Source organism: Roseovarius sp. TE539, assembly GCF_003298505.1.
Taxonomy (GTDB): Bacteria; Pseudomonadota; Alphaproteobacteria; order Rhodobacterales; family Rhodobacteraceae; genus Roseovarius.
The window spans coordinates 121014-134180 of sequence record NZ_QNGB01000005.1 but is presented as its reverse complement, the minus strand read 5'-3'; the positions used below and the strand labels follow the sequence as shown (position 1 = coordinate 134180).

Annotated in this window: 8 protein-coding genes; 7 read left to right on the top strand and 1 reads right to left on the bottom strand. The window is 60.2% G+C overall.

Features of this window, described 5'->3' with window-relative positions; all coding sequences use genetic code 11:
- Positions 1 to 11: 11 nt before the first annotated feature.
- The 5 genes from DQW77_RS05205 (at position 12) to DQW77_RS05185 (ending at position 7561) form a co-directional block, all read left to right on the top strand.
- On the top strand, positions 12 to 1622 hold the full coding sequence (locus tag DQW77_RS05205) for an ABC transporter substrate-binding protein (RefSeq protein ID WP_113257125.1): 1611 nt from the start codon (positions 12 to 14) through the stop codon (positions 1620 to 1622).
- A gap of 231 nt (positions 1623 to 1853) precedes the next feature.
- Positions 1854 to 3464, top strand: a complete 1611-nt coding sequence (locus tag DQW77_RS05200) for an ABC transporter substrate-binding protein (RefSeq protein ID WP_113257124.1) — start codon at positions 1854 to 1856, stop codon at positions 3462 to 3464.
- A gap of 209 nt (positions 3465 to 3673) precedes the next feature.
- On the top strand, positions 3674 to 4630 hold the full coding sequence (locus DQW77_RS05195) for an ABC transporter permease (RefSeq protein WP_113257123.1): 957 nt from the start codon (positions 3674 to 3676) through the stop codon (positions 4628 to 4630).
- Between the two features lie 12 nt (positions 4631 to 4642).
- Complete coding sequence (locus DQW77_RS05190) at positions 4643 to 5869, top strand: ABC transporter permease (RefSeq protein ID WP_220124947.1); 1227 nt, start codon at positions 4643 to 4645, stop codon at positions 5867 to 5869.
- A 6-nt stretch (positions 5870 to 5875) separates the two neighbouring features.
- The gene (locus DQW77_RS05185) at positions 5876 to 7561 is read left to right on the top strand and encodes an ABC transporter ATP-binding protein (RefSeq protein WP_113257122.1); all 1686 of its coding nucleotides are present in this window, start codon (positions 5876 to 5878) and stop codon (positions 7559 to 7561) included.
- Between the two features lie 411 nt (positions 7562 to 7972).
- Here DQW77_RS05185 and carB read toward each other — a convergent pair whose 3' ends face one another.
- A complete protein-coding gene (carB, locus tag DQW77_RS05180) occupies positions 7973 to 11269 on the bottom strand; it encodes a carbamoyl-phosphate synthase large subunit (protein ID WP_113257121.1) in 3297 nt (1098 codons plus the stop codon).
- 180 nt (positions 11270 to 11449) lie between these two features.
- Between carB and DQW77_RS05175 the strand changes: the two genes are divergently transcribed.
- Positions 11450 to 12574, top strand: coding sequence for an aminodeoxychorismate synthase component I (locus DQW77_RS05175; protein WP_113257120.1), 1125 nt, complete (start codon positions 11450 to 11452; stop codon positions 12572 to 12574).
- On the top strand, positions 12529 to 13167 hold the full coding sequence (locus tag DQW77_RS05170; protein WP_113257119.1) for an aminotransferase class IV family protein: 639 nt from the start codon (positions 12529 to 12531) through the stop codon (positions 13165 to 13167). The genes DQW77_RS05175 and DQW77_RS05170 overlap by 46 nt, the downstream gene beginning before the upstream one ends.

Below are 13167 nucleotides of genomic sequence, written 5' to 3'. Positions count from 1 at the left end.
AGGGAGATAACATGACCAAGAAATCCGATCCGATCCTTATTGACAAGCTGGCCGACGCGGCCAGGAGAGGCAGCATTTCCAGACGATCTTTCATGCACCACTCCCTGGCTGCAGGGATGACGGCTTCGGCCGCCACCGGCCTGTGGACACGCAGCGCGAACGCGCAACCCCGCAAGGGCGGAACCTTCAAGGTCGGCATGCATGACGGGAACTCCTCGGATACACACGATCCGGGCACATATGTGTCGCGCCAGCAGATCTATCTGGCGCATCAGTACCGCAGCTATCTGACATTGATCGAACCCGACGGGACGCTGGGCCCGGATCTGGCAACCGACTGGAGCGCCAACGAAGACGCCTCCGTCTGGACCTTCGAGCTTAACCCGAATGCAACGTTCCACAGCGGCAAGCCGGTCACGTCGACGGATGTGGTGGCTTCACTGAACCACCACCGCGGTGATGATTCGACTTCAGCCGCGAAGGCCCTGCTGACATCGGTGACCAACATCGAGACCGACGGCGACAACACCGTGGTTGTCTCGCTCGAAAGCGGACTGGCCGATCTGCCTTGGCTGTTGACGGACTATCATCTCGCGATCGTTCCGGCCAACGAGGACGGCACGGCCAACTGGCAGAGCGGGGACGGCTCCGGTCCTTACCGGATTGATGACGGCGAATGGGGTGTGAGCTGGAAACTGAGCCGGCACGAAGGCTGGCACCTGGAAGGCGCCTATTTCGACAAGCTGGAAATGCTTGTCCTGAACGATCCGAACGCGCGTCAGACCGCCTTGGTGACAGGGGATGTGGATGCGGTGTCGCTGATCGATCTCAAGACATCGGCCCTGCTTCAGCGCGATCCCAACATCGAGGTCGAGAACGTACCGTCCGCCGCGGCGATCACCATGCCGATGTTCTGTGACACCGCGCCCTATGATGACGTCAATGTGCGCAACGCGCTGAAACTTGCGATGGATCGTGACGAGATCATCGAGAAGATCGCCTTCGGTGCGGCCACGAAGGGCAATGATTTCCATCATTCGCCGGCGATGCCTTACTGGCCTGAAGATATCCCGCAGCGCGAATATGATCCCGATCAGGCGAAATCACTGCTCAAGAAGGCCGGTCATGACAGCCTGTCGGTCAACATTCACACCGCCGACAGTGTATTCTCCGGTGCGGTGGACATGTGCGTGCTTTATTCGGAGCAGGCCAAGCAGGCCGGGATCGATGTCAAGGTCATTCGTGAGCCGAACGACGGATACTACTCGGATGTCTGGCTCAAGGAGTCCTTCACGGCGGTTTCCTGGGGTGCAAGGCCCACGCCGGACGTTATGTATTCGCTGGCCTACAAGTCCGATGCTGACTGGAACGAGAGCCGCTGGCAGAACGAACGCTTCAACGAGCTGCTGATCCAGGCCAAGGCGGAACTGGACAACGAACTTCGCGCGGAAATGTACCGTGAGATGGCCCTTCTGGCCCGCAATGACGGCGGGACGATCATCCCGATGTTCAACAACTTCGTCTATGCGCGCCGCAGCAATGTCATGCGGGGCGAAAGCCTTGCGGCGAGCTGGGAGCTGGACGGTGCCCGCGCGCCAAGCCGCTGGTGGTTTGCCGGCTGATACACGAGCGCCAATGCGCAGCGCGGCCCCCGGATCGGGGCCGCGCGATCGCGGGTCAGGTTTCGGAAGAAATGTTACCGCAAGAACATGGGACCAATTGAAACAACGTCATGGCATCACTGCACCGCATCAGAAAAAGAAAGCCGTGCCTTACGGGATTGCCATGCAATGAAATTCCGGGCCACCGGGGGCCTGGAACAGAAATGATCCACGAAAACTCAGGGAGAAGTTATGACAAAGATCAAGGACCAGGTACTCATTGACCGGTTGGCGGATGCTGCCCGCGAAGGCAAGATCTCTCGCCGGTCGTTCATGAACTATTCGATGGCGGCAGGCCTGAGCGCCTCTGCCGCGACCGGGCTGTGGGGCACATCGGCAAAGGCGGCGCCGTCGCGTGGGGGCCATTTCCGCCTCGGGTCGCATGACGGCAACACCGGCGACACGCATGATCCGGGCACATACGTCACCTACTCGACGATCATGCTGGCGCACACATTCCGCAGTTACCTAACGCTGATCGAGCCCGATGGCTCCCTGGGGCCGGACGTGGCAACCGAATGGTCGGCGACGCCGGATGCGAAGGAATGGACCTTCAAGCTCAATGACAGGGCGACCTTCCACAATGGCAACAAGGTTACCGCGAATGACGTCATCGCGTCGCTCAACCACCACCGCGGCGAAGACACGACCTCGGCAGCGGCGGCGCTGGTCTCGGACATCGAGGAGATCGTTGATAACGGCGACCATTCGATCACCGTCAAGCTTGCGGGCGGCAACGCGGACCTGCCCTGGTTGATGACCGATTACCACCTGGCAGTCTGCCCTGCCAACGATGACGGTTCGATCGACTGGAAGTCGGGTCAGGGCTGCGGTCCGTACAAGCTGATGGAGACCGAGTTCGGCGTTCAGTATCATCTTGTGCGCCACGACGACTGGCACCTTGACGGGGCCTATTTCGACGAGGTCACCATTACCGTACTGAATGACCCGAATGCGCGCCAGACCGCGTTGGTCACAGGCGACGTGGATGCGATCACGCAGCTCGAGCTCAAGACGCTCAGCCTGCTGGAACGCGATCCCAATATCGCCATCGACAACGTTCCATCGGCGTCGGCCATTACTATGCCGATGTTCTGTGATCAGGCCCCCTTCGACAATGTTGATGTCCGCAATGCCCTCAAGCATTCGATCGACCGCGAAGAAATCATCAAGAAGATCACCTTCGACACGGCGACGATGGGTAACGACTTCCATCACTCACCGGCCATGCCTTACTGGCCCGACGATATTCCGCAGAACGACTATGACCCCGAAAAGGCCAAGTCTCTGCTGAAGAAGGCGGGCGCCGAGGGGCTGAGTACCGAGATCAGCGTCGCGGATTCGGTCTTTTCCGGCTCCGTGGACATGTGTGTTCTGTTTGCCGAACACGCCAAGGCCAGCGGGATCGACATCAATGTCAAGCGCGAACCCAATGACGGATATTATTCGGACGTTTGGCTGAAGAAACCCTGGTGCGTGGTTCAGTGGGGCGCGCGTCCGACGCCGGACGTGATGTATTCGTTGGCCTATAAATCGGATGCGGCCTGGAACGAGAGCCATTGGCAGAACGAACGGTTCAACGAACTGCTTCTGAAGGCCAAGGCGGAACTGGATGACGAAAAGCGCGCTGAAATGTATCGCGAGATGGCCATGCTCGCCAATAACGACGGCGGCACCATCATCCCGTTCTTCCCCAACTTCGTCTATGCACGCCGGAAGAATGTGCAGCACGGTCCCGAGCTGGCGGCAAGCTGGCAGATGGACGGTGCCCGGGCTACCAGCCGCTGGTGGTTCGAAGGCTGAAGAATCGAGATCGGCCCGGCGCCCGTTGCGGCGCCGGGTTATCGCATTCCGGAACGGCGCGATCGCAACTGTCGCCTGCTTCGGAACAACTGCCGCGAACGATGGGCCGGTTTCGTCCAGTCATGCGTGAACGGCCAAAAAAACTGTAAGGCTGGCAAGAGTCAGGGACAAACGCCCGAGAATTGCCGGCATTTCAGCAGGAGGGACAAATGGGAGACATTCTAGGGCTGATCGGACGAAGGCTCGGCCTTGGCCTGATCATTCTTTTGGTGATCTCGGTCATCATCTTTTTCATGGTCGAGTTGCTGCCGGGCGATATCGCCCAGGCCGTTCTCGGACAGGGTGCAACAGAGGAAAACCTGAGGGCGCTGCGCAAGGAAATGGGCCTCGATCAACCCGCGATCGTGCGTTACCTTGAGTGGCTCGGCGGGGCCGTGACACTGGATTTCGGCAACTCCATCGTGACCGATGAACGTGTTACAACCCTGATCGGCGACCGTTTCATGAACACGCTGTTCCTGGCGTCCTACGCGGCCGTGATCGCGGTCCCGTTCGCCATCATTCTGGGTGTTATCGTGGCGCTTCTGCGCAACTCGATCTTCGACCGGGTGGCGAACGTCATGACGCTGACGTCGATCTCCTCGCCGGAGTTCTTCCTCGGCTACATCCTGATCCTTTATTTCGCGGTCAAGTGGAGCATGTTCCCGGCAATCTCGAGCCTGAGCGAAGGCATGAGTTTCTGGGCGTTGCTGGAAAGGACGTTCCTGCCGGCACTTACACTGGTTCTGGTCGTGACGGCGCACATGATGCGGATGACACGTGCCGCAATCATCAATCTGCTGGCGTCTCCGTATATCGAGATGGCACGACTCAAGGGCACACCGCCCTGGAAAGTGATCGTCAGGCACGCGCTTCCCAATGCATGGGCACCGATCATCAACGTGGTCGCCCTGAACCTCGCTTACCTGATCACCGGCGTGGTGCTTGTGGAGGTCGTGTTTGTCTATCCCGGTATCGGTCAGGCGCTTGTTGACGCGGTCAGCAAACGTGACTTCCCGGTTGTTCAGGCCAGCTGTCTGATCTTCGCCGCGACTTTCATCCTGCTCAATCTTGCAGCGGATGTCGGCGCAATCCTGACAAATCCGCGCCTGCGGCATCCGAAGTAAGGGAGCAGACAGATGAGTTTTACAGTCTTCGTATTCGGCTACTACACCGTGCTTCTGGTCGCCTCCTGTATCGCGGCATACTTCAACAAGCGTGCGGTGTTCATGCTGTTGTTCTCGCTGACATTGGTGTCGTTCATTCTTGGCATCGTGGGTGGCGTCGGCGCATTGCAGACGGTGGCCGCCCTGGCCGGGCTGCTGGCATTGGCCGGGATGATTTCCTACGGGTTCCGTGAGTTCCTGGTCTATCTTGCGGAGGGCGATGTTGGCGCGCCACTACGTGGCAACAACACGTTGTTCCTGAGCGTAGTGGGCCTGTTCACCGTGCTTGCCTTCGCGTCAAGCGCCTATGGCTGGGGTCTGACCGAGATCTTCGTGTTCCTTGCGGTCGCGATGATCATCCTTCTTCCCCTGTCTCCGGACACGGCCAAGGAGCTTCGGACCGCGCCGATGACGGCTGCCTTCGGGCTGTTCGTGATCTTCACCTACCTGGTGATGGGCGTGTTCGCGTCCTATATCGCCCCGCACGGCGAGGCCGAGGTGATCTCCTCCGCATTCGCACCGCGGGGCGAGGACATGTTGCTCGGGGCCGATCAGCTGGGTCGCGACATGTTCAGCCGGATCATCTACGGCGCGCGCAACTCGGTCGGCCTGGCACTGGTGGCCACGGTCGCTGCCTTCATCCTCGGGGCCTCCGCAGGGTTGCTGGCGGCCACCAAGGGTGGGTGGCTGGATCAGTTGTTGGGCAGGATCGCTGACGTGATCATGTCGATCCCGTCCCTGATCTTCGCGTTGCTGATGCTGTCGATCTTCGGTCCTGACATCTCGGTCATCATCGTCGCGGTGGCAATCATCTATGCACCGCGCGTGTTCCGCCTGACGCGGTCCGTTGCGGGCAACGTGGTGGTCATGGACTACATCGAGGCGGCGAAATTGCGCGGAGAAGGCAATTGGTACCTGATCCGCCGTGAAATCCTGCCGAACTCGACAGCGCCCCTGATCGCGGAGTTCGGGCTGGAATTCTGTTTCGTGTTCCTGCTGGTGGCAGGCCTTTCGTTCCTGGGTCTCGGTATTCAGCCGCCCACGGCTGACTGGGGGTCCATGGTCCGGGAGAACGCGACACTAATCTCTTTCGGTGACATCACGCCCCTGATCCCGGCGGCGGCGATCGCCCTGTTGACCGTCTCGGTCAACTTCGTGGTCGACTGGATGCTGCACCGTTCCTCCGGTCTCAAGGAGTAATCAAAGATGAAGAGTAACAAGAAGGAAGTTCTGCTGGAGATTCACGATCTTCAGATTCAGGGCTACTCGGACGAGCAATGGGTCGATATCATCAAGGGTGTCGACCTGACCCTCCATCGCGGAGAGGTAATGGGCCTGATCGGTGAGTCCGGGGCCGGAAAATCGACCATCGGAGCGGCCGCGATGGGCTATGCCCGTGACGGCACGCGCATCTCCGGCGGCTCGATCGAATTCGACGGTATGGAGCTGTCGACCGCAACCGAGGCCGAGAAGCGCAGCTTGCGCGGGGCGCGCATTGCCTACGTCGCGCAATCCGCGGCCGCGTCTTTCAACCCGGCGCACAAGATCATTGATCAGCATACCGAAGCCCCTCTGCATTACCGCTTGCAGAAACGGACGGAAGCGCAAGAGGACGCCATGGTCCTCTACGAAAAACTGCGACTGCCCAACCCTGATGAGATCGGTTTCCGGTATCCTCACCAGGTTTCGGGCGGGCAGCTCCAGCGGGCGATGACGGCAATGGCAATGTCGTGCCGGCCGGACCTGATCATCTTCGATGAGCCTACGACGGCACTGGACGTGACGACCCAGATCGAAGTGCTTGCCGCTATTCGCGATATTGTGGACGAGTACAACACCGCTGCCATCTATATCACCCACGACCTCGCGGTCGTGGCGCAGATGGCGGACACGATCAAGGTGCTTCTGAAGGGCAACGAGGTTGAGGAAGCGCCAACCGAGCAGATGCTCAAGAGCCCCAAGGAAGACTATACCAAGAGCCTTTGGGCGGTCCGGAGTTTCAAGCGCGAGCAGAAGGCGCGACCGAAGGATTCCGTGCCCCTGATATCTGTCAAGAACATCGACGCTTCCTATACAGGCGGTGAAAAGGTTCTGGATGATGTCTCGTTCGATGTCTATGAGGGCATGACCGTTGCGGTTGTGGGTGAATCCGGTTCGGGAAAATCAACCACGGCACGTTGCATCACGGGCCTCTTGCCGCCGTCCAAAGGCGAGATCCAATTCAAGGGTGAGGCGCTTCCGCCCGACTACCGCAACCGCAGCAAGGACCAGTTGCGCCAGGCCCAGATGATCTACCAGATGGCGGATACGGCGCTGAACCCGAAGGTCAAGATCCATGAAATCATCGGCCGGCCGGCCCAGTTCTATCAGGGCCTGCATGGTGGAGACCTGAAAAGCCGGGTTGACGAGCTTCTGGATCTCATCGAACTGGAGCCCGCACAATACTACAACCGCTATCCTCCCGAGCTTTCCGGCGGCCAGAAGCAGCGGATCGGTATCGCAAGGGCCTTGGCAGCGAACCCGACCTTCATCATCTGTGACGAGGTGACCAGTGCGCTGGACCAGTTGGTTGCAGAAGGTATTCTGAAGCTGCTCGACCGGCTGCAGCGGGAACTGAACCTCGCTTACATGTTCATCACGCATGACCTTGCGACGGTCCGTGCGATCGCCGACGAGGTGGTGGTGATGCAGTATGGCAAGGTTGTCGAGCAGGGGCCGAAGGAGGATATGTTCACCCCGCCACACCATCCCTACACCGACCTTCTTCTGTCGTCGGTTCCGGAGATGGATCCGAATTGGCTTACGACGCTGCTGGAAGAGCGCGGAGTTGACAATGTGGGTGACGCGGCTTCGACCAAGATCGACCCGAATGACGAAAAGGTTCAGAGCTGACGGTCGAGGCTCCGGTGAAATGAAAACGGCGGATACCATTGGGTATCCGCCGTTTTGCCATTTACTTTCGGGACCACGGTCGTGCCACCGGGAGGAAGTGGCACCTATCCGTTAATGTGCGCCTGGATCAGGTGATGGACATCGCGGTCAGGACCATCGTTCCGATGATGAGCCCGTACACCACGAGGACCGCCGGCCAGGAAGCACTGTGCATACGAAGTTCGCGGTTCAGTTCGTCGCGGGTCATGTTTGCCTCCTGATTTTGAGGGTTGGGTTAGCGGCCAGAGCTTCGCGCTCCTGATTTCCATCTAATGGATCGCGGGAAAAACGCAAACACCAATCCGCAGTTTATCCATGCAGGGATTGCAATCCCGTTCTCCCGCGACGTCATGGCTGGCGGCGAGAGGGATGTCAGGGCATGCCCTGTAGCGGCGTGACGTGCACGGATCCCTCCAGACGCGTTTTCATCGCAAGGGCCGTGGCATGGGCACCGGCGGCGGTGGTATAGTAAGGGATCTTGTCGTAAAGTGCGACAGAGCGGATCTCGCGGCTGTCTTCAACCGATTGCGCGCCCTCCGAAGTGTTCATGAGAAGATGGATCCGCCCGTCCTTGAGCATGTCCACGACGTTCGGGCGGCCCTCGTAAACCTTGTTGACCACCTCGCAGGAGATGCCGTGACGTTCGAGAAACTCTGCCGTCCCCCGTGTTGCAATGATCGAGAAACCAAGGTCCACCAGCACTTGCGCGGTTTCGGCAAGTTGTTCTGTCTTGTCCGAGTCCCTGATCGAAAAGAAAACGTTACCGCCGTCTGGCAGGGTATTTCCGGCCCCGATCTGCGCCTTGAGGAAAGCCCGCGGGAAGGACACGTCCCAGCCCATGACCTCGCCTGTGGAGCGCATCTCCGGCCCCAGGATCGTGTCGACGCCCGGAAAGCGCGCGAAGGGAAGCACCGCCTCCTTGACCGAGAACCAGGGCATTGCCGGATCGGCCAGCGTCATCTGATCCGCCATCGGCAGGCTTCCCGGCGTCGCACCGGCGGGATATGGTCCGCGATGCGTGAACTGATCAAGGGTTTCCCCGGCCATGAGACGCGCCGCAATTGACGCGATGGCGGAATCCGTGGCCTTTGCAACGAAAGGAACCGTGCGCGAGGCCCGCGGATTGACCTCGATCAGGTAAATCTCGTCCCCCTTGACGGCAAATTGCACATTCATGAGCCCGACCACGTCCAACCCGCGTGCCAGCGCTATGGTCTGGCGTTCGATCTCGGCGATGGTTTCGGGGCCGAGCGAATAGGGCGGGATGGAACAGGCGCTGTCCCCCGAATGCACGCCGGCTTCCTCGATATGCTGCATGATCCCTGCGACATGAACGTTCTTTCCGTCGCAAAGCGCATCGACATCGCATTCGATCGCACCGGACAGATACCCGTCCAGCAGTACAGGACTGTCGCCGGAGACAATCACCGCCTCGGCGATATAGCGTTCCAGATGGGCCATGTCGCGAACGATTTCCATGGCGCGTCCGCCAAGAACGTAAGAGGGCCGGATGACCAGCGGAAAACCGATATCATCGGCAATGCTCAGGGCCTGGGAATCGGTGTAGGCCAACCCGTTCTTGGGCTGCCGCAGATCCAGTTGATTAACCAGTGCCTGAAAACGTTCCCTGTCCTCCGCGAGGTCGATCGCATCTGGTGAAGTTCCGAGGATCGGGATGCCTTCTGCCTCCAGAGCGTTGGCGAGTTTGAGTGGCGTTTGCCCGCCGAACTGCACGATGACGCCGTGAAGCGTACCGTTTTCCTGCTCTGCGTTGAGAATGCCCATCACGTGTTCGAATGTCAGCGGTTCGAAATAGAGTCGGTCGGACGTGTCGTAATCGGTGCTGACCGTTTCAGGGTTGCAGTTGATCATGATCGTCTCATAGCCGGCATCCGTGAGCGCGAAACATGCATGGCAACAGCAGTAATCGAACTCGATGCCCTGACCGATCCGGTTGGGTCCGCCACCCAGGATCACCACCTTCTTGCGGTCAGAGGGTCGCGCCTCGCATTCCGCCTCGCCCATCACCGGCGCCTCGTAGGTGGAATACATGTAGGGGGTCTGCGCCTCGAATTCGGCGGCGCAGGTGTCAATGCGTTTGAAAACCGCCCTGACACCCGCCGAAAGACGTGTTCTGCGGATGTCTTCCTCGGCAAAGCCGGTAAGCGCGGCCAGACGCGAGTCGCTGAACCCCATCATCTTGAGCGCGCGGAGGCCCTCCTGATCGGTCGGCAACCCGTGTTCGCGAACCTGTTCCTCGGCGTCCACTATTTCGCGTATACGAGACAGGAACCACGGATCGTAGGCGGTGGCGGCGTGAATGTCATCATTGCTGAGCCCGTGACGCATGGCCTGCGCTATGGTCCGCATCCGGTCCGGTGTCTGACGGCTGATGGCGCGGGTGACCGCCGCCTTGTCCGGCGCGCCATCGATGGCGATTTCATCGAAACCGCTAAGGCCGGTTTCCATGCTCGAAAGCGCCTTTTGCAGCGACTCGTGGATCGTGCGGCCTATCGCCATTGCTTCGCCAACGGATTTCATGGCGGTTGAGAGGGTCGGCTCACTGCCCGGAAACTTCTCGAATGCGAAGCGTGGAATCTTGGTGACGACGTAATCTATCGTGGGCTCGAAGCTGGCAGGCGTCACCTTGGTGATGTCGTTGTCGAGCTCGTCCAACGTGTAGCCGACCGCGAGTTTTGCCGCGATCTTGGCGATCGGAAAACCGGTTGCCTTGGACGCAAGTGCAGAAGAGCGGCTGACGCGCGGATTCATTTCGATCACCACCATGCGACCGTCTTCGGGATTGATGGCCCACTGCACATTCGATCCGCCGGTTTCGACGCCGATCTCGCGCAGGACGGCGATGGAACCGTTGCGCATAGCCTGATATTCCCGGTCAGTCAGGGTAAGAGCCGGTGCGACGGTAATGGAATCGCCGGTGTGAACCCCCATCGGATCGACGTTTTCGATGGAGCATACGATGATCGCGTTATCAGCCTTGTCGCGTACCACCTCCATTTCGAATTCCTTCCATCCCAGAAGGGACTCGTCGATCAGGATCTGGTTGACCGGCGAGGCGTCCAGCCCCGACTTGCAGAAGTGAATGTAGTCGTCGCGGTTATAGGCGACGCCGCCACCAGTTCCCCCGAGGGTGAAGGCCGGACGGATGATCGCCGGAAGCCCCACATGCTCCAGCGCGGCCATGCATTCATCCATGTCGTTCGCGATCGTGGCCTTGGGGTTCTCGATTCCCAGACGATCCATCGCCTCACGGAAAAGCTTGCGGTCCTCGGCCATCTCGATCGCCGCGCGGTTCGCTCCGATCAGTTCCACGCCGAATTTTTCCAGAACCCCCATATCAGCCACCGCCAGCGCGGTGTTGAGCCCGGTCTGTCCGCCCATTGTCGGCAGCAGCGCATGGGGCTTTTCCAGTTCAATGATGCGGGCCACGACCTCGGGCGTGATCGGTTCGATATAGGTTGCATCGGCCAGCCCCGGGTCCGTCATGATCGTTGCCGGATTCGAGTTGACCAGGATGACGCGGTAGCCCTCCTCGCGAAGGGCCTTGCATGCCTGCGCGCCCGAATAGTCGAACTCACAGGCCTGACCGATTATGATGGGGCCCGCGCCGATGATCATGATGGAAGAGATATCGGTTCTTTTCGGCATGGTTTTCCCCGGACAGCGGCAAAGGACGCGACATTCGCCGCGCACGCAAATTGAAGCGGGTTATATCCATCACGCGACGCGGTGCAAGGGGCATCGCAATTCTGTCGCGAAGGGACGTTTTGAGGATGGCGCGGGATGTGTTCGGCGCTAGTTTCCGGGCAACTGAGGAAGGATACGTTCTTGCAGATTCTCTTCGACAAGGGCCCGGACGGAGAGCCGTGCGGTTTCGACCGGCCGCAGCGCATGATCACGGCCATCGAACCCGATGAAGTGCCCGCGGCGCTGGCTGCGATCGACGACGCGCAAGCGCAGGGCAATTGGCTTGCAGGTTATGCGAGCTATGAACTTGGGTTCGCGCTGGAACCGCGGCTTCTGGCCCTCACGCCGCAGAGGCGCCGCCTGCCTCTTCTGCGGTTCGGTGTCTATTCGTGCCCGGACGATTCGCCCTCCGCACCGGGCGGTCGGGCGGCGCTTGCGGATTTCGTGCCGTGTTGGGACCGAGCACGTTATGCAGATGCCTTCGAGGCGGTGCATGATTACATCTCCGCCGGAGATATCTATCAGGCCAACCTCACCTTTCCGCTGAAGATGTGCGCAGACGGGGAGGCGGGGGCGTTGTATGCTGCGCTTTGCCGGGCGCAGCCGGTTCGGTACGGTGCCATGATCCGTCAGCCCGGCTTGCCCGACATCCTGTCGCGTTCTCCCGAGCTGTTCTTTCGCACCGATGCCGAAGGTCAAATCGAAACACGCCCGATGAAGGGAACGCAGCCCCGCGGCGAGACTCCGCAAGACGATGCCCGCCGGCGCGCATTCTTGATCCAGGACGAAAAGAACCGGGCCGAGAACCTGATGATCGTCGATCTGCTGCGCAATGACCTGTCGAGGATCTGCCGCCCCGGAACCGTTCGGGTTCCAGAGCTTTTCGCGGTCGAAAGTTTCAGCACCGTTCACCAGATGACATCGCTCATCTGCGGTCGGATGCAGGAAGATACCGGGCTTGCCGCGATCTTCCGGGCCCTGTTTCCCTGCGGGTCGATAACGGGAGCGCCCAAACTGAGGGCGATGCAGATCCTTGCCGGACTGGAAGACCATGCACGCGACATCTATTGCGGAACAATCGGATGGGCGGCTCCGGATGGACGCGCCGAGTTCAATGTCGCGATACGCACGCTTATGCTTGAAGACGGGCAGGCAACGCTGAATGTCGGCGGCGGTGTTGTCCATGACAGCACGGCCGACAGCGAATACGAGGAGGCGCTTTGGAAGAGTCGTTTCGCCTGCCGGCTGATCCCGGCTTTCGCCTGATCGAGACATTCCGCTGGACCCGGGCCGGCGGGATTAGGCATGGCGCGGAGCATATCGCGCGGTTCCGGCATAGTGCCGCCGCTCTGGGTCTGGATCCCTCGGGGGCGGAGGCAGAGCTTGACCGGCTGACGGGCGAAGGGCCGTTGCGGGTGCGATTGACCCTCGATGCACGGGGGCAGGCGGAGATTTCCGTGCAGAGCTTCGAAATCCTGCCTCCCGATACGGTTTGGCGGGTCGGCCTGGCCGAGGAAAGGCTGCGCGCCTGCGATCCCTGGCTCAGGCACAAGACCACCTGCCGAGGGGCCTATGACGCGGCGCGGGCCGCACTGCCCCCGCATCTGGACGAGGCGATCCTGCTGAACGAGGCGGGACAGGTCTGCGACGGGACGATCACCACGGTTTTCGCCGATCTCGGTGACGGCCTTCTGACGCCGCCGCTCCGATGTGGCCTGCTGCCCGGTGTGCTGCGGGAACGTTTGCTGGCCGCTGCCAAGGTCCGCGAAGCGGTGCTGACCCCGGATGATCTGCACCGGGCCACACGCCTTTTTGTCGGAAATTCGCTGCGGGGCCTCATACAGGCGGAAATGGCCTGA